Source organism: Streptomyces sp. NPDC033221, assembly GCF_055577005.1.
The window spans coordinates 238726-261259 of the sequence record NZ_JBVIQN010000001.1 but is presented as its reverse complement, the minus strand read 5'-3'; the positions used below and the strand labels follow the sequence as shown (position 1 = coordinate 261259).

Genomic DNA, 22534 nt, shown 5'->3' with positions numbered 1-22534 from the left:
AAACGATGTTCCCCGGTTCGTTCACCTCGCCAAAGATTGGCCCCATCGCGAGCCGTGAGACGTACAATCACCCGCATGGCACAGAAGATCGTCACTATTTACACGGATGACCTCACCGGGGAAGAATCCACGGAGGTCGCCACGCACTCCCTCTCGGTCGACGGTATTGCATACGAGGTCGACCTCGCCCCGGACAGCTACGACAAGCTGCTGGAGGCGATCGGCCCGTTCCTGAAGGCCGGCCGCCGCGCCGGGCGTATGAAGACGGGTGCCGGGGCGCGCAAGTCGGGCTCCGCTTCGGGTTCGGGATCGGGGTCGGGGGAGACCGCGAAGATCCGCGCCTGGGCCAAGGAGAACGGTTACGAGGTCAACGAGCGCGGACGGGTGTCCGCCGATATCCGTGAGGCGTACCAGAACGCCAACAAGTAGCAGTGTCCCCCGCCGGCCGAAGGTGCCACGGCAGTGGCCGGATATCGGCCGGTCCAGGGGTATGGCCTGGTGAACGGTGCTGGTGGCAGCCGGTGCGCCGGAGAATCGGCGTCGGCTGCCGCCGTCCGAATTACGGTTGACCGCGGCCGCCGAAATCCCGGCGGTACGGGTGCCGGGAACGGCTCGTATCCGGCCGCGCCGTATCCACCCGGGCCGTATCCGCGGCGGTGTCGCGGCGGGGTGCCCGTGTGACGGGTGCGGGTGGCGGGTGAGGTGCCCCGCGGAGGGAAAATCGCACCGTGTCCGGGTAATACCGGACGGGCGGTCGGCTCTCGCAATCCCGCGGTGATCCCCGGAAATGGATGACGGATTCCCGGCCCCCGGAATGCGGGTGGCGGCGCATGGGCGGTGTGGACGGACGCCTGCCCCGAAACCCACCGGTAACACGACGCGGCAATTGTCCGGCCGGCCGTACGCCGGAACCGCCCCCGGGAAATCCTCCCCCTCGGCAGGCCCCCGAGCGCCATTAGACTGGATCACTCTGATCGGAGGTGGCTATCGGTGGCATCCCCCACGAATCCCGGGGCCCGGCCGCGGCAGCCCAGTCTGGCGCAGCTGCGGGCCTTTGTCGCCGTGGCCGAACATCTGCACTTCCGGGAGGCCGCGGCGGAGATCGGCATGAGCCAGCCCGCGCTGTCCGGCGCCGTGTCGGCCCTGGAGGAAGCCCTCGGGGTGCAGCTCCTGGAGCGCACGACCCGCAAGGTGCTGCTCTCGCCCGCCGGGGAACGGGTCGCCGCCCGTGCCCGCGCCGTCCTGGAAGCGGTCGGTGGCCTCATGGAGGAGGCGGAGGCGGCCCGTGCGCCGTTCACCGGCGTACTGCGGCTCGGGGTGATCCCGACCGTCGCCCCGTACCTGCTGCCGACCGTCCTGCGGCTGGTGCACGACACGTACCCCGATCTGGAACTCCAGGTCCACGAGGAGCAGACCGGCTCGCTGCTGGACGGACTCCAGCAGGGGCGGCTGGACCTGCTGCTGCTCGCCGTGCCGCTGGGCGCCCCGACGGTCGCCGAACTGCCGCTGTTCGACGAGGACTTCGTGCTGGTCGCGCCGAAGGACCACTGGCTGGGCGGGCGCGGGGACATCCCGCGCGAGGCGCTCAAGGACATGGACCTGCTGCTGCTGGACGAGGGGCACTGCCTGCGCGACCAGGCGCTGGACATCTGCCGGGAGGCGGGCCGCGACGAGGGCGCGCCGGTGACGACCAGCGCGGCGGGGCTGTCGACCCTGGTGCAGCTGGTCGCGGGCGGCCTGGGCGTCACACTGCTGCCGCGTACCGCGCTGCGCGTCGAGACGGCCCGCAACGACCAGCTGACGACCGGGTACTTCGCCGACCCGGCACCGTCCCGGCGGATCGCCCTGGCCATGCGGTCGGGCGCGGCGCGCCAGGGCGAGTTCGAGGAGTTCGCGGCCGCGCTGCGCGAGGCGATGAAGGGCCTTCCGGTACGGATCGCCGAGTGAGCCGGGCCGCCTGCCCCACGGGCCGCGGCCCGGCTACTCCGTACGCAGTCCGTCCGGCCGCATCAGCCGCCACAGCAGCGGCAGGCTGAGCGCGGTCACCGCGAGGATCACCGCCCCGGCCGTGCCGGTGAGCAGGGCGATGCCGGTCCAGTCCGGCAGCACCGGCTTGTTCACCAGGCGCAGCAGCAGGAGGCCGAGTCCCATGCCGCAGCCGACCGCGAGGGCCAGACCGAGGACGACGGGGACGGCGGTCTGCCACAGCACCGACCGGCCGAGTGTGCGGTGCGGCGTGCCGAAGGCGTCCAGGGCCGACAACAGCCGCCCGCGTTCGCGCAGTTGCTCCAGTACGGAGATGAGCAGGCCCGCCCCGATGAGGCACAGCACCGCCATCGCACCGGCCTGGAGCGCCGGGCCGACGACGCCGAACAGTCCGGGTTCCCGCAGGCCGGCCCCGTGCGGGTCGGCTTCCAGCGCCATGACGGCCAGGCGCGGGTCGATCTGCGCCGCCGTGTTGCGTACGTACTCGGTGGCTTCCGGCCGGTCCCCGTCGAGGTGGACCTCGACCTCGACGGCGGCGTGCCGCAGCAGCGCCGGGTCCAGGGCGCCGGGCGTGGCGAGGATGTTGGCGTCGTGCAGGGAGAAGTAACTGGGGAGCGTGTCGGCGGTGTGCAGGGCGCGCGGGACCGTCCAGGCGGCCGGCCGGCCCTCGGTGTCCGGGGAGATGAGCAGCCGGGTGCCGGGACGGGGGACCGGCGGTGCGTCGGGGGCGGGCAGGCCGGTTTCCGTGCCGTCCTCCCGGGTGATCTTGGGCGGGGTGTAGAACACGTCGCCGTCGGCGCACCGGTCGGTACGGACCATCCGGCGCAGCGCGTCGCAGTCGGCCACGGCCAGCCGGTAGGGCGCGGGGTCGGCCACCTCGTCCGGGGCGCCCTGCGCAGCTGCCCGGCGGCCCCCGGACGGCGGCGGGCCCGCACTGCTGAGCAGCGCGCCGTACGCGCTCCGCACGCCCGCGGTCTCCCGCAGCCGCTGGTACATCCCGGGAGCGCCGGACACCGGCAGCTCTCCCTCCCGGGAAGCGATCACCATCTGGTGTTTGCCGGACGGCGGGAGCGGATCCGGCAGGTCGTTCGTCTGGACACCGGCCAGCAGCAACTGCACCGCGACGGCACCGGCGACGGCCACGGTGATACCGCTGACCGAGCGGGCCGCCGCGGTGGTGCTCAACTGGAGCCGCCGCACCGCCAGCTGCCACGACGGCCCGCCGCCCGCGCCGATCCGGGAGACCACGGCGTCCAGCAGCCACGGCAGCAGCGCGGCGACGCCCAGCAGGAGCAGTGAGGTGCCCACGACCACCTGGGCCCCGGACCTGGTGCCCACCATCGCCGTACCGCCGAACGTCATCGGCCACAGCAGCGCGACGCCCGCGGCGGGCAGCAGCAGCCGCCACCACAGGCGGCGCCGCACCGGCGGTGCCGACCGGGTCACACCGAGCGGTTCGACGGTGATCCGGCGCATCGTCAGCAGGGCCACGCCGACCGAGCAGAGCGGGACGGCCAGCGCGACGAGGGCGGTCAGCCACGGGTCCGGTACGACGTCGGAGGGGAAGACGCCGTAGTCCAGCACCCGTATCCCGGACAGGGGATACCGGGCGGCCAGGAAGACGGCGGCGCCGGTGAGCAGGCCCAGCAGTGACCCGGCCAGCGCCTCGCCGGCCGCGATGCGCCGGGTGGTGGCGCGGTCGGTGCCCACCAGCCGCAGTGCCGCCAGCCGCCGGTCGCGGCGCTCGCCGCCGAAGCGCACCGCGGCGGCGATGAACACCGCCACGGGAGCGAGCAGCGCCACACTGCCGACCAGGATCGCCAGCAGCAGCTGGGGATTTTCGGCAGGGAAGGCTTCATCGGGGCCGCGTCCGAAGGCGGCGATCCGCGTGGTGCCCGGATGGGCGTGGGTGAGCCGGTCCGACCCCTGGTAGTACGCCAGTTCGTCCGGCCCGGTCAGCCCCTCGGCGCCGATCCGCCCCACCGTACGCACGCCCTTGAAGCGGTCGCGCAGGTCCGCGCCGTCCGAGGAGGCCAGCACATCGGCCAGGGCGGGCGAGACGACCATCTCACCGGGCCGCGGAAGGTGCGGCACGCCGGGCGGGGTGACGGGCCGGTCCCCGTCCGCCCGGACGAGGCGCCCGCGGACGGACCGGCCGTGATAGGCGGTGTCGGACCGGTCGACCAGCAGCGTGCGGTCGGAGGCGGAGGCGGCGACGCCGAACAGCTCGGAGCGGGCCTTGTCGCGGGCGACGGCGGTGCCGACGGCCTGCGGGACGGCGGCGGCGATCAGCAGCACCGCGACGCCCAGCCCCACGCCGAGCGCGGTCAGCGCCGTACGGATCCAGCCTTCGCGGCCGCCGTCGACCGCGAACCGTACGCCCATGGCGAGGTCACGGCACCAGCGCCGGACCAGGTGCCGTAGGGGCTCGTCCACCTGTGCTCACTCCGTCCGTAGGCCGTCCGGCCGCATCATCCGCCACAGCGGCGGCAGGCTTGCCACGGTCACCAGCAGGATCACCCCGGCCCCGGCGCCCGCCATGCCCGCCACCACCGGCCAGTCCACGAACACCGCGCTGTCGATCATCCACAGCAGCAGCGTGCCGAGCGCCAGCCCGCCCCCGACGGCGAGCATCAGGCCCAGGACGACGGGGATCGCGGTCTGCCACAGGACCGACCAGCCCAGCGTGGTGCGCCGGGTGCCGAACGCGTCCAGCACCGACAGCAGCCGCCGGTGCTCGTGCAGCTGCTCCACGGTGGAGATCACCAGGCCCGCGCCGATCAGCAGCAGGGTGACCACCGCGCCGATGAACAGGCCGGTGCGCAGACTGTCGTACTGCCCGTCGTGCCGGTTCTCGGCCAGCGGCACCACGGACATCGAGGGGTTGACGCGCGCCGCCGCGGTACGGATGTGCTCCACCGCGTCCGGTACGGCGGGGTCGTAGCGGACCGTCAGATGCATCAGGGGGTGGTACATCCGGTTCACGTCGACCGCGGACGGGGTGCTCAGGATGCCGCGGGTGGGCAGGTCGTCGGTGCCGGTCTTCGCGTGCACGGTCCGGGTGGTGGCGGGCAGTGTCCACAACTGCGGAGGGCGGGCGGGGCCGGTGCCCTCGGGCGGGTCGAGGTTGAGCCGGGCGCCCGGTTTCGCGAAGGTGCCGTTCCGCAGGTTGTCGGTGAGGAAGACGTCCCCGTCCCGGCAGGTGCCGACCTCGGCCAGCCGGGCCAGCTCGGCGCAGTCGGCGACCGTGGCGAACACCCCGTCCACCACGCGGAATTCGCTGCCCCCCATCAGCCGGCCCCGGTCGTCCGCCGCCGCCACCGAGGACTCGATCGAGCCGCCCGCCCGGGTGACGCCCTGGGTGCCGCGCAGCACGGTGAGCGCGTGCCGGGTCTGCTTCCAGCCGGTGGTGCCCCCGGTCAGTTCGACCACCGGGCGGCCGTTGCGGGCGTAGGACTCGGCGAAGCCGGCCTGCATCCCGGTGAAGGTCATGTGGACGGCGATGGCCCCGGCGACCGCGACGGTGATGCCACCGACCGCGCGGGTGGCGGCCCCGCTGTTCAGCTGGAGCCGCCGGGTGGCCAGCTGCCAGGGCACCGGGCCGCCGCGCAGTCGCCGTACCACCGCGTCGACCAGCCACGGCAGCAGCGCCGTGACGCCGAGCAGCAGCAGGGTGGCGCCGATGGCGAGCCGGGAGGTGTTCAGCGCGCTGTCCACCCGGTCGACGTCCCGGGACACGGTCAGCAGCAGTCCGGCCCCGGCCAGCGGCACCAGCGGCCGCCACCACAGCCGCCGCCGGACGGGCGGCCGGTTGCGGACGATGCCCAGCGGCTCGGCCGTCACACCGCGCTGCGCGAACAGCGTCACCAGTACGGCGGCGGACGGCACCAGCACCGCGACCAGCGTGGCCAGCAGCGGGTCGGGGGTGATGTCCGAGGGGAAGACGTTGATGTCCCACAGCGTCACCACGGAGGCGAACTGCCGCCCGCCGAGGAAGAACCCGGCGCCCAGCGCCAGGCCCGCCAGCGAACCGAGCAGCGCCTCCCCGGCGGCGATCCGCCGGGTCGTGCGGATGTCGGCGCCGACCAGGCGCAGCGCGGCGAGCCGGTGGCCGCGGCGCTCGCTGCCGAACCGGACGGACGTACCGATGAAGACCATGACCGGCGTCAGCAGCGCCACACACGTCATGATCACCAGCACCACCGCGGGGGCCCGCATCGGGCGCTGGACGAACTCCAGCCCGAAGTGGTCGAGGCGATAGGCACCGAGCCGTTCGGACAGCGTGGAGCTGCCCGCGAGGAAGGTCAGTTCGGCCGGGCCTTGCAGGCCGGCGTCGCCGATGGTGCCCACGGTGCGGTACGGGAGCCGGTCGCGCAGCGCCTTGCCGCCGGGCGAGTCCAGCAGCTCCTTGAGCTTGGGGGAGACCAGCATGGTCCCCGGCCCGGGCAGAGCGGCGACGCCCGGTGGCTTCGGCGGGTGCGTCCCGTCGGGTTTGACGAGCCGGCCGCGGATGTTCTGGTGGTGGTAACGCGTGTCGGCGTGGGCGTACAGCAGCGTGTCGTCGGCGGGGCGCGGCTCGTGCGCCTGCCCCAGGTTCTCGCGGGCCTTCTCCCGGCCGTGCCAGGAGTCGAGCAGGGACGGTACGGACGCGCCCAGCAGCAGGACGGCCACGCCGAGCCCGACGCCGACGGCGGTCAGCGCCGTACGGATCCAGCCCTCACGGCCGCCGCCCGCGGCGAAGCGCAGTCCGGCGGCGAGGTCGCGGGCCCAGACGGCGGGGCCGGCGGGAGACGAGCCGGGTATGGCAGGCTCCCCGGGAGCGGCCGACGGGCTGCCGCGCCCGCCGGATCCTGCGGCGCCGTGCTTGGTACGCGGGCCGAGCAGCGTCATCCGGCGGTGCCGATCGGGGCAGCGGTCCCGGCCGGGCCGGGCGTGACGGGGGCGCCGTGCGGACTCACAGCAGGCCCGCCAGCATGTCCTTCACCTTGCCGTCGCGGACGACGATCTCGCGGTCGGAGTACGCGGCGACCCGGGCCTCGTGGGTGACGAGCACGACGGCGGCGTTGGTGTCGCGGGCCGCGTCGGTCAGCAGGGTCAGCACGCGCTCGCCGTTGAGGGAGTCCAGGGCGCCGGTGGGCTCGTCGGCGAAGATCACGCGGGGCCGGGAGGCGAGGGCGCGGGCCACCGCGACGCGCTGGCCCTGGCCGCCGGAGACCTCGCCGGGCCGCTTGCCCTCGGTGTCCTCGACCTCCAGGCGCTCCAGCCACTCGCGGGCGTGCCGCTGCGCCTCCTTGCGCTTGACGCCGTTCAGGCGCAGCGGCAGGGCCACGTTCTCCACGCAGGTCAGTTCCGGTACGAGCTGGCCGAACTGGAAGACGAAGCCGAAGTCGGCGCGGCGCAGGGCGCTGCGCTGGGCGTCACTCAGCTGCGTCACGTCGTGGTCGCCGTAGCGGACACTGCCGGAGTCCGGCAGGACGATGCCCGCCAGGCAGTGCAGCAGGGTCGATTTGCCGGAGCCGGAAGGGCCCATGACGGCGACGACCTCACCGGGGTGGATGGAGAAGTCCACCCCGGCCAGCGCGTGGGTCTGTCCGAACGACTTGTGCAGGGCCTCGGCGGCCAGCAGCGAACCCTCGGGCGTCACGTGGTGATCACCGCGGCCAGCTTGTCCAGGCGGGCGGCGGTCAGCTCCAGCCAGCGCAGGTCCGCCTCCAGATGGAACAGGGCGTGGTCGCAGATGAGCTGGTCGGCGAGGTCGCCCTTGCGCTTGCGCTCGGTCAGGCCGCGCATCAGGCGCAGGTGCTCGGTGCGCTGGGTGTCCAGCAGTTCGGCGGCGTCCCGCCCGGTGAGCAGGGCCAGCACCACCTTCGTGTAGAGCGTCGACTGGAGGTACGGCTCGGGCTTCTCGGGCCGGGCCAGCCACTGGGCGACGTCGGTGACGCCGGCGTCCGTGATGGCGTAGCGCTTGCGCTCCGGGCCCGCGCCCGCCTCGACGCCGTCCACCTCGACGAGGCCGTTCTTCAGCAGGCGGGACATGGTCGAGTAGACCTGTCCGTAGTGCAGCGGGCGGTCGTGTCCGAAGTGCTCGTCGAACGCCCGCTTGAGGTCGTAGCCATGGCGGGGGCCGGACTCCAGGAGGCCCAGAAGCGTATGACCGATTGACATGCCGACCACCTTACTTCGTCGCTACGGCCGTGGTGTATACGCATCGTGCATAGCACCGCCGGTGTCCCGGGGCCATGGCGCGCGGGCCCCGGGACGCCGTTCCGGTCATTCCGAACGCAGCCCGTCCGCGCGCATCATGCGCCACAGCGGCGGCATGCTGAGCAGCGTCACGAGTACGACCAGCCCGCCTCCGACCAGGGGCAGCGGCCACACCGCCGACCAGGCGACGCCGCTCTTGCCCGCCAGCGTCAGCAGCACCCGGCCGAGCCCGAGGCCGCCGGCCACCGCGAGCACCAGGCCCAGGGCCATCGGAAGGGCGGTCTGCCACAGGACGGACCAGGCGAGGGTGGCGCGCCGGGTGCCGAAGGCCACCAGGACCGACAGCAGACGGCGGCGTTCGCGCAGCTGCTCCAGGGTGGTGACCAGCATGCTCGCGGCGATCAGTGTCATGGTCGCGATGGACGCGATCATCAGGCCCCGGCGCACGGTCACGTAGCGCGGGTCCTCCTTGGTGTCGGACAGCTGGAAGACGGTGGCCGTCAGGTCGACGCGGGCCGCGGTGTTACGGGCGTACTCGGCGGCGTCCGGGACGGCCGGGTCCAGTCGGATCATGGCCTTGGCCGTGGGACGCGCCAGCTTCTGCATGTCGACCGCGCCCAGGGTGGCGAACAGGCCGGTGACCTGCTCACCGCTCGGGTCCGGCCGGGCGTCGACCGTGGGGATCGTACGGGGCAGGGCCCAGGGCCTGGGCGCGCCCACGCGCTTGCCGTCCTCGTCGAAGTCGTTGAGGAGCACCGTGCCGCCGGGGCGTACGACCTTGGGCAGGTCCTCGTCGGTGAAGGAGCCGGGACGGCCCTTGATCAGGAAGACGTCACCGTCCTTGCACGCGCCGCCCGGCCGGGCGATCTCCCGCAGGGTCGCGCAGGAGCCGACCGAGACCGAGGTGCTCAGCGGGAAGCCTCCTTCGCCACGCTCTCCCTTGGCGGACAGGATCTGTGAGCTGACGGTGGCGATGACGCCGCTGACGCCCTTGGTCCGCTTGAAGTCGGCGATCATCTTCTCCGTGGCGGCGCCGTCCCGGGCCGGCAGCATGACCTGCAGCTGGGCCCGTGAGGAGTCCTGCCCGGTGGCCTCTTTGTAGTCGCTGCCGACGGCGGCGAACAGCATCTGGAGCGCGATGGCACCGGCCACGGCCACGGTGATGCCGCTGACCGCGCGGGCCGCGCTGCTGCTGCTCAGCTGGAGCCGGCGGGTGGCCAGCTGCCACGGGACCGCGCCGCCGTTGAGCCGCGTCACGACCGCTTCCACCAGCCAGGGCAGCAGCATGGTCAGGCCCAGCAGCGTCAGGACCGCGCCGCCGCCGATCTGGTACGGGTTGACGGACTCCGTTTCCTTGCCGAGCGAGCCGTACGCCACCAGCATCCCCAGCCCGATGAGCGGGATCGGCAGCCGCCACCACAGCCGCCGCCGGCGCGGTACGGCGTTGCGTACGACGCCCAGCGGCTCGATGGCGATACCGCGCAGCGCGAAGAGGGTGACGGCGACGGCCGACGCGGGGACGGCCAGCAGGATCAGGACGGCCAGGGCCGGGACCGGCGACAGGTCGGCGGGGAAGGCGTTGAGGCTGCTGATGTCGACCGCGCCGATGAACTGCCGGCCGAACAGGAACAGCCCGGCGCCGACGGCCAGCCCGAACAGCGAGCCGAGCAGGGCCTCCCCGGCGGCGATCCGGCGCGTCATGCGGTTGTCGGCGCCCACCAGGCGCAGCGCGGCCAGCCGCCGGTCGCGGCGCTCGCCGCCGAAGCGGACGGCGGTGGCGATGAAGATGGCCACCGGCATCAGCAGGACGACGCAGCCGACGAGGATCAGGACGAGCAGGATCGGGTCCATGCCCTGCGAACGGATGGTTTCGCCGAACCCGGTGGTGCGGTTGACGCCGTCCCCCGGTACGAGACTGGCGCTGCCCGCGTAGTAGTAGTGCTCGGCGGGGCCCACCAGGCCCTCGTCGCCGATGGTGCCCACCACGCGCCACGGGAGCCGCTCGCGCAGCAGTTCGCCGTCCGGGGACTCCAGGAGCTTCTTCAGTACGGGCGAGACCACCATCTCGCCGGGGCCCGGCATCCGGTCCACGCCGGGCGGCAGCGCCGGACTGACGCCGTCCGGGCGCAGCAGGACACCGTCCACGTCGGTGCCGCGGAACTTGGAACCCAGGTGCCGGTAGACGACGGTGCTGTCGGAGGGCTTCGCCTCATGTTCCGACATGACGATGCGGCGCGCGTCGCTCCGCTCGGTGCGGTTGCCCAGCAAGGTCGGTACGGAGGAGGCGCCCAGCAGCAGGGCCACGCCCAGGCCGACGCCGACGGCGGTCAGCGCCGTACGGGTCCAGCCCTCGCGGCCGCTGCCGACGGCGAAGCGCATGCCCATGACGAGGTCGCGGAACCAGACGGCGAGACCGGCCGGGGCCTTGCCGGAAGGTTCCTCCTGGTCCGTGGGGCCGGGGTGGTGGTCGACGGTGGTCATACGGTGCCCGCCATTTCCCGGGCCTGGCCGTCGCGGACGACGATCTCGCGGTCGGAGTACGCGGCGACCCGGGCCTCGTGGGTGACCAGGACGACCGCGGCGCTGGTGTCGCGGGCGGCTTCGGTCAGCAGGGTCATCACCCGTTCGCCGTTGAGGGAGTCCAGGGCGCCGGTGGGCTCGTCGGCGAAGATCACGCGCGGCCGGGCGGCGAGCGCGCGGGCCACCGCGACCCGCTGGCCCTGGCCGCCCGAGACCTCGCCGGGCCGCTTGGCCGCCACCGCGCCGACCTCCAGCCGCTCCAGCCACTCCTGGGAGCGCTCCTCGGCCTCCTTGCGCTTGACGCCGTTCAGGCGCAGCGGCAGCGCGACGTTCTCCACGCAGGTCAGTTCGGGGACGAGCTGGCCGAACTGGAAGACGAAGCCGAAGTCGGCGCGGCGCAGGGCGCTGCGCTGGGCGTCGCTCATCTGCGTCAGGTCGCGGGAGCCGTACATGACGCTGCCGGAGTCCGGGCGGACGATCCCGGCGAGGCAGTGCAGCAGGGTCGATTTGCCGGAGCCGGAGGGGCCCATGACGGCGACGACCTCGCCGGGGTGGATGGAGAACTCGGCGCCGTCGAGCGCGCGGGTCGAGCCGTACGCCTTGTGCAGGGCGCTGGCCTTGAGCAGAGAACCGGCCGGGGTCATACGAGGGCCTCCGGAAGTGCGGACGGGGGTGGTCCGGGCGGCGGGGCCGGGGCTCCGCCGAGGGGCGCCGGGGACCGCTGGCGGTCTCCGGGACTGCCCCGGTAGGACATGGCGTCACTCTACATGGCGTGTATACCTGTGGTGTATACCCGGCCCGGAAGCGGCCGGAGGCCCCGCCCGCGCACGGACCGGACCTCCGGCTTCCCTGGTGTCTCACCCGCCCGGCCCGGACTCCTCCGGCCCTTCCGGCTCCCCGCCGGCCGCCTCGTCCCGCGGCCCGGCGGCCTTTGGCGGCCGCCCCCGCCGCGGCAGCCCGCCCGCGCCCTTCGGCAGCCGCCCCGCGTCCGCCAGCGCCTTCCGCAGCAGGAACTCCACCTGGGCGTTGGCGCTGCGCAGCTCGTCGTCGGCCCAGCGGGCGAGCGCGTCGTGCACCAGCGGATCGAGCCGCAGCAGCATCTGCTTGCGCCGCTGCGCCCGCCGTTTCGCGGCCCGGTCGCCGTCCGCGGGTCCGGCGGCCCCGGAAGCGTCCCGGGGCGCGTCCTGGGAGCCGCCCGCACTCACTGGTAGAGGGAGCCGGTGTTCAGTACGGGCTGGGCGGCCCGGTCGCCGCACAGCACCACCATCAGGTTGCTGACCATGGCTGCCTTCCGCTCCTCGTCCAGTTCCACGATGTCCTGCTCGCTGATGCGGGCCAGCGCCATCTCGACCATGCCGACCGCGCCCTCGACGATCTGCTGGCGGGCCGCCACGACCGCGCCGGCCTGCTGCCGCTGGAGCATCGCCGAGGCGATCTCCGGAGCGTACGCGAGGTGGCTGAAGCGGGACTCGATGATCCGTACGCCCGCGGCCTGCACCCGGGCGGTCAGTTCGGCGGCCAGCTTCTCGGTGATCTCCTCGGCGTTGCCGCGCAGCGACAGCGCGTCCTCGTCGTGCGCGTCGTACGGGTACTCGATCGCGATGTGCCGCACCGCCGCCTCGGTCTGGGTGGCGACGAACTCCAGGAAGTCGTCGACCTCGAACAGCGCCTGCGCGGTGTCCTCGACCTGCCACACGACGATGGAGGCCAGTTCGATCGGGTTGCCGTACGCGTCGTTGACCTTCAGGACCGCGGTCTCGTGGTTGCGCACGCGGGTGGAGATCTTGCGGTCGGCGGTCAGCGGGTTGACCCAGCGCAGGCCGTCCTCGCGGATGGTGCCGACGTAGCGGCCGAAGAGCTGGATGACCCGGGCCTCGCCGGGGGCGACCATCTTCACGCCGGTCATGCAGAACAGCGAGCCCACCAGCAGCAGGACGCCGACGATGATCAGCGGTACGCCCACCGCCTTGGTCCCGTTGGAGGCGAGCACGCCGCCACCGATGATCATGCCGAGCCCGGCGAACACGCCCAGGACGGTGAGCAGCAGGCCCAGGCCGCCCGGAATGCTGTGCGCCGGCGTCTCGCGGACCTGCGGGCGGGGCATCTCCGGCGCGTCGGCCGCGAGCTGTGCGTCGCCGCCCGTCGCGTCGTTGCCGCCGGCCGGTGTCTGGTCGGTCATGGGTGGTCCCCGTTCCTCGTGAGTTCCCCGTGGCGGGCCGCGGCGCGATCGTTGCCGCGTCCGTGGCCGTACGGATCGATTGTGCTGTCGTCAGCTTAGCAAAGTGATAGCACTTTAAGGGGGCTCTCAGGTCGGTACGGCATCCTGACGGGACGGTTCCCCCGGTCCGGGTGCTCTTTGTCACGTCGGGAAAAGCCTTGATCGATGAGGATTTGTTGACAGATGCGGTGTTAGCTTCGTGAGCTGAGTTATTGGGGGCGGAACGACTGGAGTTGCGGGAGCGATGGGGCGAGCGGACGCGAGGCGAGCGGCGCAAGGGCGTAAACGCCGGGCGAAGCCGAAGGGCGAGAAGGGCGGCATACGCCGGTTCTTCACCTGGAAGAAGGTCCTCGGAGCCTTCCTCGGCGTGTGCCTGCTGGGCATCCTCGGTTTCATCGGGCTGTACCTGTACGTGGACGTCCCCGACGAGGGCAACTTCCAGGCCACCAGCCAGAGCAACGTCTACAAGTACGCCGACGGCTCGGTCATGGCCCGCAAGGGCGCGGACAAAGCGGTGAACCGCGAGACCGTCAAGATCGACCAGATCCCCAAGCACGTCCAGCACGCCTTCGTCGCGGCCGAGAACAAGACCTTCTACCAGGACTCCGGCGTCGACCTGAAGGGCACCCTGCGCGGCGTCCTCAACACCCTCAAGGGCCAGGGCAAGCAGGGTGGCTCGACCATCACCCAGCAGTACGTCAAGAACTACTACCTGAGCCAGGAGCAGACGGTCAGCCGCAAGCTCCAGGAAATCGTCATCTCCCTCAAGGTCGACAACAAGCTCAGCAAGGACGACATCCTCGCCGGGTACATGAACACCAGCTACTACGGCCGCGGCGCGTACGGCATCCAGGCCGCGGCCCAGGCGTACTACGGTGTGGACGTCGACAAGCTGTCCGTCAGCCAGGGCGCATACCTGGCCTCCCTGCTCCAGGCGCCCAGCCAGTACGACTGGGCCATCGCCTCCGACGCCGGCAAGAAGCGCGTGCAGGAGCGCTGGGCGTACACGCTCAACAACATGGTCGAGATGAAGTGGCTCGACGCCGCCGACCGGCAGCAGCAGACGTTCCAGCAGCCCATCAAGCCCAAGCCGCTGCCCGGCGTGGCCGGCCAGGTCGGCTACTTCATCAACGCCGCCAACGACGAGCTGATCCGCAAGGGCGTCGACGAGAAGGAACTGGCCGCCGGCGGCTGGACCATCACCCTGGCCATCGACAAGAAGAAGCAGCAGGAGCTGGAGAAGGCCGTCAAGCGCAAGCTGACCGACAAGCTCCAGCCGGAGAGCCGCAAGGCCGACCGGGACGCCCAGCTCGGCGCCGTCTCGGTCGACCCCAAGACCGGTCACGTCGTCGCGATGTACGGCGGCGCGGGCTACACCAAGCACTACACGAACAACGCCACGCGCGCCGACTTCCAGCCCGCCTCCACGTTCAAGCCGCTGATCTTCGCCTCGGCTCTGGAGAACCACGCCAAGACCCAGGCCGGCGTGCCCATCACGCCCGACACCGTCTACGACGGCCGCAACCGCCGCCCGGTGGCCAACAGCATCAAGCCCTTCGCGCCGCCGAACGAGGACGAGGTCTCCTACGGCAAGGTCAGCGTCCAGCAGGCGACCAACAACTCCGTCAACTCCGTCTTCGCGCAGATGGGCGCGGACGTCGGCCTGGACGAGGTCAAGAAGACCGCGGTCAGCCTCGGCATGGACGGCAGCCGGATGGACGTCCAGCCCGCGATGACGCTCGGCAGCATGGGCGCCAGTCCGATGCAGATGGCCGCCGCCTACGCCACGCTCGACAACCACGGCAAGAAGGTCGAACCGGCCCTGGTCGCCAAGGCCCAGCACGGCGCGCAGGAGGTCGAGCTGGCCAGCCCCATCGGCTCCCAGGTGCTGACCCGTGAGACCGCCGACACCGTCACCTCCGTGCTGCGCGGGGTGGTCAACGACGGTACGGCCAAGAACGCGATCGGCGGCACCGACTACCAGGCGGCGGGCAAGACCGGCACCTCCGACGACAACAAGTCGGCGTGGTTCGTCGGCTACACGCCGAAGCTGGTCACCGCGGTCGGCATGTTCGGCGAGGAGACCAAGGGCGGCAAGCAGGTCTCGCTCAAGGGCGCCGGCGGCGGCGGGCGCGTCAACGGCGGCGGTTACCCGGCCGAGGTCTGGGCCGCCTACACCGCGGCGGCGATCGGCGACGAGACCGGGGCCAAGTTCGACCTCGACACGAACCTCGGCGCCGGAGTGGCCCCGACCGTCACCCCGCCGCCGGCCGGCCCCCCCTCGCACTCGCCGCCCCCCACGGCGTCGCACTCGCCGTCGGAGACGCCGTCCCGCACACCGTCGCACTCGCCGTCGGGGACGCCGTCCCGCACACCGTCGCACTCGCCGTCGCGGACGCCCTCGTCGCCCCCGGAGTCGCCCCCGGCCTCCCCGTCCGGCGGCAGCGGCGGAAACGGCAACAACGGCCGGCCGCCCGGCTTCGAGGACCTGCCGTGACCGGCGCCTGACGCCGCTGAGCCGTGGCCCCCGCCTCCGGGCGGGGGCCACGGCCGTTTCGCACCGGGGCCGGGCCGGGGCTCAGCCGCCGTTGAAGCGCGCGGCGATCCGGTCACCGATCGCCTTGTCCACGTTGCGCCAGTACTGCAGGGCGCGCAGCAGCACCGGGCGGCTCACGCCCTTCGACAGGTGCCCGGCGACGTTGTCGACCAGCCGCCCGCGCGCCGCGTCGTCCAGCACCTGGCGTACCTGGGTGCCCGCCTGACTCCAGTCGTCGTCGTCGTCACGGCGCAGCCGGTACGCCTCCCGCACCATCTCGCCCGCCGCGTGCCAGCCCGCCGGGTCGCCGAAGTTCTGGGTGTCGGCCGTCGGCCCGCCGTACGAGTTCGGCGCGTACACCGCCGCCGTACGGGACGGCTCGTAGCGCATCGGGCCGTCCTTCGCGTACGAGGTGACCACCGAGTGCGGGCGGTTGGGCGGCAGCTGCGCGTAGTTCGGGCCGATGCGGTAGCGGTGGGTGTCCGGGTACGAGAACAGCCGGCCCAGCAGCATCTTGTCCGGCGACGGGCCGATGCCCGGCACCATGTTGGACGGCTCGAACGCCGCCTGCTCGATGTGGACGAAGAAGTCCTGCGGATTGCGGTCCAGCGTCATCCGGCCGACCTCGGTCAGCGGGTAGTCACCGTGCGGCCACACCTTGGTCAGGTCGAACGGGTTGAAGCGGTAGTCCGGCGCGTCGTCGAACGGCATCACCTGGACGTACATGGTCCACGAGGGCGGATCGCCGGCCGCGATCGCCTGGTGCAGGTCACGGCGGTGCAGATCGCCGTCCTCACCCGCCAGCCGGTCCGCCTCCTCCTGCGTCAGGAAGTCGATGCCCTGGTCGGTCTTGATGTGGTACTTGATCCAGAACCGCTCGCCGCCGCCGTTGACCCACATGTACGTGTGCGAGCCGTAACCGTTCATGTGCCGGTACGTCTTCGGGATGCCCCGGTCGCCCATCAGCCACGTGACCATGTGCGCCGTCTCCGGCGACAGCGTCCAGAAGTCCCACTGCATGTCATGGTCGCGCACCCCGCTGTCCGGGCGGCGCTTCTGCGAGCGGATGAAGTCCTGGAACTTGCTCGGGTCCCGCACGAAGAAGACCGGCGTGTTGTTCCCGACCAGGTCGTAGTTGCCGTACTCGGTGTAGAACTTCAGCGCGAAGCCGCGCGGGTCGCGCCAGGTGTCCGGCGAGCCCTGCTCGCCCGCGACCGTCGAGAAACGGGCCAGCATCTCGGTGCGCCGGCCCGGCTGGAAGAGGTCCGCCTTGGTGAACTGGCTGACGTCGTTGGTCACTTCGAAGAACCCGTACGCGCCGCTGCCCTTGGCGTGCACCACCCGCTCGGGCACCCGTTCCCGGTTGAACTGGGCCATCTTCTCGATGAGGTAGTGGTCCTGGAGCAGCAGCGGACCATCGGAGCCCACCGAGAGCGAGTGCTCGTCGCTCTCGACCGGGACGCCGGCGTTGGTCGTCGTACGCGGGACGTCGTGCGCGGAGCTGGTCATGGCGGAGCGCCTCCCGGTGGTGGGGTCGTCAGTCCCTGTCCACCCGAGAAGTCAACTCCGCCGACGCGGTGTCGGCAACCGTTGGACGCCGTCCGGTTCGAGACGAAGTCCGGCCGCCGGTACGCGCCCAGGCGCCCCGGCGGCCGCGTACGGCGACGCCCGCGGATTCGTGCCTACGGCGTGCCCCCGAACGGCATCGACAGCTCGAACCACACCACCTTGCCCGTGCTCAGCCGCGTCGCGCCCCACCGCCGGGCCATCCGGTTGACCAGGTACAGACCACGCCCGCCCTCGTCGGACGGCCGGGCCTGGCGCAGCCGGGGCAGCTGCGGCACGTCGTCGCCGACCTCGCAGCGCAGTACGTCCGTCCGCAGCAGCCGCAGTGTGATCGGCCGCTCCGCATACCGCACCGCGTTCGTGACCACCTCGCTGACCAGCAGCTCCAGCTGGTCGGTCAGCTCCTCCAGGCCCCACCGGGACAGTGCCCGGCGGGCCAGCCGGCGGGCCTGCCCGGCCGTCTGGGCCTTCGGGTCCAGGTACCAGTACGCGACGTCGCTCGGCGCGATGCCGTCGAAGCGGGCCGCGAGCAGCGCGATGTCGTCGTCCCGGTCGCCGGGACCGAGCATGTCCAGCACCTCGTCGCACAAAGGCTCCAGCGGCGGCGGGTTCGGCCCGGTCAGCCGGGCCGTCTCGGTCAGCCGCTCCCGCAACTGCTCGATGCCAGTCCACACGTCGCGGATACGGGACTCCACCAGGCCGTCCGTGTACAGCACGAGCGTGGCACCCGCGGGCGCGTCCAGCTCGACCGCCTCGAAGTCCACCCCGCCCACGCCGATCGGCGCGCCCGGCGGCACCCGCAGCACCTCCGCACGCCCGCCGCGGTGCAGCATCACGGGCGGCGGATGCCCGGCGTTGGCCACCATGATGCGGTGCGCGACCGGGTCGTAGACCGCGTACAGGCAGGTCGCCATCCGGTCCGAACCGAGCCGCTGCGCCTGCTCGTCGAGGTGGTGCAGCACCTCCTGCGGCGGCAGGTCCAGCCCGGCCAGGGTCTGCGCGGTGGTGCGCAGCTGGCCCATGATCGCCGCCGAGGTCATGGAGTGGCCCATCACGTCGCCGACGACCAGCGCCACCCGGCTGCCGGGCAGCGGGATCGCGTCGTACCAGTCGCCGCCGACCCGCGCCGTCTCCGCGGCCGGCAGATAGCGGCTGGCCAGCCGTACGCCGGTGGGCTGCGGCAGCGAGTCCGGCAGCATCGTGCGCTGCAGCGCGTCGGCGATGTACGCCTCGCGCCCGTACAGCACCGCCTTGTCGACGCCCAGCGCCGTGTGCGTCGCCAGCTGCGCCGCCACCAGCAGGTCGTCCGCCTCGAAGGCCGGACGGTCCGGGCGGCGCAGGAACACCGCCGCGCCGATCACCCGGCGGCGGCCGCGCAGCGGCGCCAGGATCACCCGGTGCCCGGCCGGCAGGTGGGTGAGCGGGCCGAGCAGCTCGGGCAGCGCGGCGCGCGCCGCCTGCACCTCGCCGAACAGCGGCCGTACGCCCCGCAGCACCTCCGCCAGCGGCCCGCCCGGCAGCACCTCGGACAGCTCCGCCGCGCTGCCGCCCATCGCCGGGCTCAGGTCCGGCTGCGCGGGCAGCATCGGCAGCCGCCCGCCGTTGGTGTCCGGCTCCTCGGGAATCCGGTCGGTACGGCGCAGCCGCAGCACCACCGGGCCGGTCGGCCGCTCGTCGCCCACCGGCAGCGGGTCGCGCAGATAGACCAGGATCGCGTCGGCGAACGTCGGCACCGTCGCCCGGCACAGCCCCAGCACGATCTCGTCGAGATCTATGCCGCGGGCGATCCGCCGGGTGGCCGCGCCGATGAACCGCAGCCGGTCGCCGCCCGCCTGACGCGCCGCCAGCAGCTCGGCGCTCTCGGCGGACTGCGCGGGGTGCGCGGAGCGGGCGGGCGGCGCGTCCGGGCCGCCGGTCTGCTCGGGCGCCCGCGCCGCCCCGCCGCGTGCGCCGGTCTCCACCGGGACGCCGTGCGGCGCGGCGGGCGGCGGGATGCCGGGCGTCTCCTCGGGGCGTGGCCGGCCGGTGCCGTCGCCGGTACGGCCGCCGTCCCGCGGCCGGCCGACGCCACCGGTGGCGCCGCCGGGCCCGCTGTCCGCGGCGTACGCAGAATCGTCACCGCGCGGCGCCGCCGGCGTCATGTCAGCCACCTCGGCCGGTCTGCGGGCCGCCGGGCCGGAGCCGGGCGGCGCGGACTGCCCCGGGACATCGCGGGGATCGGCGGCCGCGGCGAACGGCGCCGGCTCGGGCAGGCCCCCGTGCGGGGTCGCCGAGGACGCGGCAGGCGGGGCGGCCTGCAGCGGTTCGTGGGAGGTCGGGTGCTCCGTCACGCGTGGGATTCCATCCGTCCGGGGCTGCGCGCGAGGCGCGCCGCGTCTCAAGCGCGTCGCAGGTGCAGGAAGAGCTGGAACTCGGGTGGGGTGTCCGTACTGGCCGGGGCATACGCATACGAGTCCTCCCCGGTGACTTCGAAGCCCGCGTCGTGCACGACCTGGCGCAAGTCGTCCCGCAGGTAACCCGATACCCGGATCGTGCTGCCCAGGAACGGAATCGGGCAGTCGTCCAGATCGGCCTCGACCATGGACAGGGCCACCAGTCCGCCGGGCCGCAGCAGGGTGTGCAGCATCCGCAGGGTGTACGGGATCTCCGCGCGGGGCAGCATGAGCAGCGAGAAGAAGGCGGCGACCCCGTCAAAGGTGCCGGGGCCGCCGAGCCGGCCGTCGCGCAGGTCGGCGATGTCCAGCTGGTGGAAGCGGCCTGCCGGAACGTTCTCCCGGGCCAGCGAGACCATCGAGGGGGAGAGGTCCACACCGACGACCGTGTGTCCCGCGTCAGCGAGCTGACGGGCCGTCGGCAGGCCCGTGCCGCAGCCGACGTCCAGCACCCGCGACCCGGGCGGCAGCGCGGCCGCGAGCCGTGCGCCGGCCGCGAGCTGACCGTCCTTGTGCGGGAAGGCCTCGTCGTACCGGTCGCCGATCGCGTCGAACGCCTCCGCCTGCCCCGCCCGGTCCAGGACTAACCCGTTCAGGCCTTCGTATCCGTCGTAGCCTTCAGCGCTCACGACCTCGCCTCTCCTGCGACCGCGGTCAAGTTCCGTGCTCCGGCTCGGGAGCCACGTCCGTGCAGTTCCGTGCAGTCTTGAGTTACGCCTGTGCAGTCTTGTGGAGGACGATCCTACGGTTGATCCCCAGGGGCGCATCAAGGGGGCTCACTCGCACGCCACACCGCGCCCGTCCCCGCTCACCGGTGTGCCGGGAGCCGCCCCGTGCGACCGGACCGTCCGGCGGGCGTCCCGTTCACTCCCGCGCGCCGGGCGCGTCCCGGTCCCAGTCCTCCGGCAGCCCCGGCACCTCCCACGCCGGGTCGGGCCGCCAGTCCTCCCAGCCGGACCCGAACGGCACCCCCCACGCGGCGATGTGCTCGACCGCCGCGCGACCCGCCGCCCGCACGTCCGCGGCCAGCGCGGACGGCATCAGCCCGTCCCGCTGCGCCTGCGCGAACTCGTCCTCGTCCCGCCACTCCCAATGCCGGTCCGGATACACGCAGATGTCCAGGAAGTGATCCTGGGAGTCGATGCCGCCCGCCCAACGGCGACGCGGCTCCTCCAGGTTCACGTACCAGTTCTTGAAGTGCCAGCCGGGCTCCCAGAACAGCCACACCGACCAGGGGTCGAGCGGCCGGGCCAGCTTCAGCACACCGGTGCCGAACCACTGGTCGCGGGTGGTGCGGCGCGGCTTGGTGTAGCGGCTGGCGAGCGGCTCGCGGTGGACGGGCGTCCCGTCGGCCAGCACCGGCTTGACGCAGGGCGTGCCGGGGGCCATCCACACCGCGAGCAGCTCGTCGGTGTCCTGTACGACGGTCATCGGACGGCAGATGTGGATACCGTCGCCGGCGTTGTCGCGGTACCGCCACAGGATCTGGTCCCCGGGCGCCCAGCGGCCCGGTCCGTCCGCGGCGGCCCGCGTGCCCTTCGCCCCGGCGGCGCCCTTCCTCGTCTCCACCATGTCCGCTGTCATGAGCAGATCTTAGAGGGGCGCCCGTGCCCTGGCTGTGACGGAAGCCGCACGGACTGTTACGGATGTGTCATGCTCAGCACGTCGAGCGCCTCGTCCAACTGCTGTTCCGTCAGCAGCCCCTGGTCGACGTACCCGGACTCGATGACCACCTCGCGGATCGTCTTGCGCTCGGAGAGGGACTTCTTGGCGACCTTGGCGGCCTCCTCGTACCCGATGTACTTGTTCAGCGGCGTGACGACCGAGGGCGACGACTCGGCGTACTCGCGGGCCCGTTCGACGTTGGCGGTGATGCCGTCGACCGTGCGGTCCGCGAGCAGCCGGGAGACGTTGGCCAGCAGCCGTACCGACTCCAGCACGTTCTTCGCGATGACCGGCAGCATCACGTTCAGCTCGAAGTTGCCCGCCGCACCCGCCGCGGCCACCGTCGCATCGTTGCCCGTGACCTGCGCGGCCACCATCAGCACCGCCTCCGGGATCACCGGGTTGACCTTGCCCGGCATGATGGACGAACCGGGCTGGAGGTCGGGCAGGCTGATCTCGGCGAGGCCGGTGCGCGGCCCCGAGGCCATCCACCGCAGATCGTTGGCGATCTTCGTCAGGCCGACGCCGATGGTGCGCAGCTGCCCGCTGGTCTCCACGACCGCGTCCCGCGCGCCCTGCGCCTCGAAGTGGTTGCGCGCCTCGGTCAGCGGCAGCCCCGTCGTCCGCGCCACCTCCGCGATCACCGCTGCGGGGAAGCCGGGCGGGGTGTTGATGCCGGTGCCCACCGCCGTACCGCCCAGTGGCAGTTCGGCCAGCCGCGGCAGCGCCGAGCGCAGCCGCTCCACGCCGTAGCGGACCTGCGCCGCGAAGCCGCCGAACTCCTGGCCGAGGGTGACGGGCGTGGCGTCCATCAGATGCGTCCGCCCCGCCTTCACCACCTCGGCGAACTCGGTCTCCTTGCGCTCCAGCGCGGCCGCCAGGTGCTCCAGTGCCGGGATCAGGTCGTGGGTGACGGCCGCGGTCGCCGCGATGTGGATCGAGGAGGGGAAGACGTCGTTGGACGACTGGGAGGCATTGACGTGGTCGTTGGGGTGCACGGCGCGGCCCAGCCGCTCGGTGGCGAGGGTCGCGAGCACCTCGTTGGTGTTCATGTTGGACGACGTGCCGGAACCGGTCTGGAACACGTCGACGGGGAAGTGGCCGTCCCACTTGCCGTCCGCGACCTCCGCCGCGGCCTCCTGGATCGCCGCCGCCACGTCCTCGTCCAGCACGCCCAGCCCGGCGTTGGCCTTGGCCGCCGCGGCCTTGATACGGGCCAGCGCCTCGATGTGCGCCCGCTCCAGCCGCTGCCCGGAGACCGGGAAGTTCTCCACCGCGCGCTGCGTCTGCGCCCGCCACTTCGCGCGGGCCGGGACCTTCACCTCGCCCATCGAGTCGTGCTCGGTCCGGTACTCGCCGTTGTCGCCGCTCAGGCCGTTGTCGCTCATACCTGTGTCAGTGCCCGGG

16 protein-coding genes are annotated in these 22534 nt (G+C 72.7%); 3 read left to right on the top strand and 13 right to left on the bottom strand.

The genetic code is table 11. The features are described 5' to 3' along the window. The first annotated feature begins 75 nt into the window (after positions 1-75). Both ACZ53K_RS01130 and ACZ53K_RS01125 read left to right on the top strand, forming a co-directional pair. The gene (locus ACZ53K_RS01130) at positions 76-429 is read left to right on the top strand and encodes a histone-like nucleoid-structuring protein Lsr2 (RefSeq protein ID WP_468830359.1); all 354 of its coding nucleotides are present in this window, start codon (positions 76-78) and stop codon (positions 427-429) included. Positions 430-990: 561 nt separating this feature from the next. Then, on the top strand, positions 991-1947 hold the full coding sequence (locus ACZ53K_RS01125; RefSeq protein ID WP_468830357.1) for a LysR substrate-binding domain-containing protein: 957 nt from the start codon (positions 991-993) through the stop codon (positions 1945-1947). 33 nt (positions 1948-1980) lie between these two features. Here the strand turns inward: ACZ53K_RS01125 and ACZ53K_RS01120 are convergent, their stop codons facing one another. The 8 genes from ACZ53K_RS01120 to ACZ53K_RS01085 all read right to left on the bottom strand — a co-directional run bounded on the left by ACZ53K_RS01120 (position 1981) and on the right by ACZ53K_RS01085 (position 12889). Beyond that, positions 1981-4371 (bottom strand): FtsX-like permease family protein, encoded by a 2391-nt coding sequence (locus ACZ53K_RS01120; RefSeq protein WP_468830788.1) that lies wholly within the window; start codon positions 4369-4371, stop codon positions 1981-1983. Between the two features lie 57 nt (positions 4372-4428). Continuing rightward, the gene (locus ACZ53K_RS01115) at positions 4429-6876 is read right to left on the bottom strand and encodes an ABC transporter permease (protein ID WP_468830355.1); all 2448 of its coding nucleotides are present in this window, start codon (positions 6874-6876) and stop codon (positions 4429-4431) included. 64 nt (positions 6877-6940) lie between these two features. Beyond that, positions 6941-7630, bottom strand: coding sequence for an ABC transporter ATP-binding protein (locus tag ACZ53K_RS01110; protein WP_468830353.1), 690 nt, complete (start codon positions 7628-7630; stop codon positions 6941-6943). Continuing rightward, positions 7627-8151, bottom strand: coding sequence for a PadR family transcriptional regulator (locus tag ACZ53K_RS01105; protein WP_468830351.1), 525 nt, complete (start codon positions 8149-8151; stop codon positions 7627-7629). The genes ACZ53K_RS01110 and ACZ53K_RS01105 overlap by 4 nt, the downstream gene beginning before the upstream one ends. A 105-nt stretch (positions 8152-8256) precedes the next feature. Next, positions 8257-10671, bottom strand: a complete 2415-nt coding sequence (locus ACZ53K_RS01100; protein ID WP_468830349.1) for an ABC transporter permease — start codon at positions 10669-10671, stop codon at positions 8257-8259. Continuing rightward, complete coding sequence (locus ACZ53K_RS01095; protein WP_468830347.1) at positions 10668-11354, bottom strand: ABC transporter ATP-binding protein; 687 nt, start codon at positions 11352-11354, stop codon at positions 10668-10670. Before ACZ53K_RS01095 ends, ACZ53K_RS01100 begins: the two co-directional genes overlap by 4 nt. 213 nt (positions 11355-11567) lie before the next feature. Then, entirely contained in the window at positions 11568-11915 is a 348-nt protein-coding gene (locus ACZ53K_RS01090) for a type II toxin-antitoxin system antitoxin (RefSeq protein WP_468830345.1), read from the bottom strand. Further along, positions 11912-12889 carry an SPFH domain-containing protein gene (locus ACZ53K_RS01085; RefSeq protein ID WP_468830343.1) on the bottom strand — a complete coding sequence of 326 codons (978 nt, stop codon included), beginning with the start codon at positions 12887-12889 and terminating at the stop codon, positions 11912-11914. Before ACZ53K_RS01085 ends, ACZ53K_RS01090 begins: the two co-directional genes overlap by 4 nt. A 283-nt stretch (positions 12890-13172) precedes the next feature. Here ACZ53K_RS01085 and ACZ53K_RS01080 point away from each other — a divergent pair, with 283 nt between their 5' ends. Then, positions 13173-15425, top strand: coding sequence for a transglycosylase domain-containing protein (locus tag ACZ53K_RS01080; protein ID WP_468830341.1), 2253 nt, complete (start codon positions 13173-13175; stop codon positions 15423-15425). Between the two features lie 81 nt (positions 15426-15506). Here the strand turns inward: ACZ53K_RS01080 and ACZ53K_RS01075 are convergent, their stop codons facing one another. The 5 genes from ACZ53K_RS01075 to ACZ53K_RS01055 form a co-directional block, all read right to left on the bottom strand. Further along, positions 15507-16973, bottom strand: coding sequence for a catalase (locus tag ACZ53K_RS01075; RefSeq protein ID WP_468830339.1), 1467 nt, complete (start codon positions 16971-16973; stop codon positions 15507-15509). A 173-nt stretch (positions 16974-17146) separates the two neighbouring features. Continuing rightward, positions 17147-19360 (bottom strand): SpoIIE family protein phosphatase, encoded by a 2214-nt coding sequence (locus ACZ53K_RS01070; protein ID WP_468830337.1) that lies wholly within the window; start codon positions 19358-19360, stop codon positions 17147-17149. 47 nt (positions 19361-19407) lie between these two features. Continuing rightward, on the bottom strand, positions 19408-20091 hold the full coding sequence (locus tag ACZ53K_RS01065) for a class I SAM-dependent DNA methyltransferase (protein WP_468830335.1): 684 nt from the start codon (positions 20089-20091) through the stop codon (positions 19408-19410). A 235-nt stretch (positions 20092-20326) separates the two neighbouring features. Next, positions 20327-21046: a cytidylyl-2-hydroxypropylphosphonate hydrolase gene (gene fomD / locus ACZ53K_RS01060; protein ID WP_468830333.1), complete on the bottom strand. Its 720-nt coding sequence runs from the start codon at positions 21044-21046 to the stop codon at positions 20327-20329. Between the two features lie 56 nt (positions 21047-21102). Next, positions 21103-22515 carry a class II fumarate hydratase gene (locus tag ACZ53K_RS01055; RefSeq protein ID WP_468830331.1) on the bottom strand — a complete coding sequence of 471 codons (1413 nt, stop codon included), beginning with the start codon at positions 22513-22515 and terminating at the stop codon, positions 21103-21105. Positions 22516-22534 lie beyond the last annotated feature (19 nt).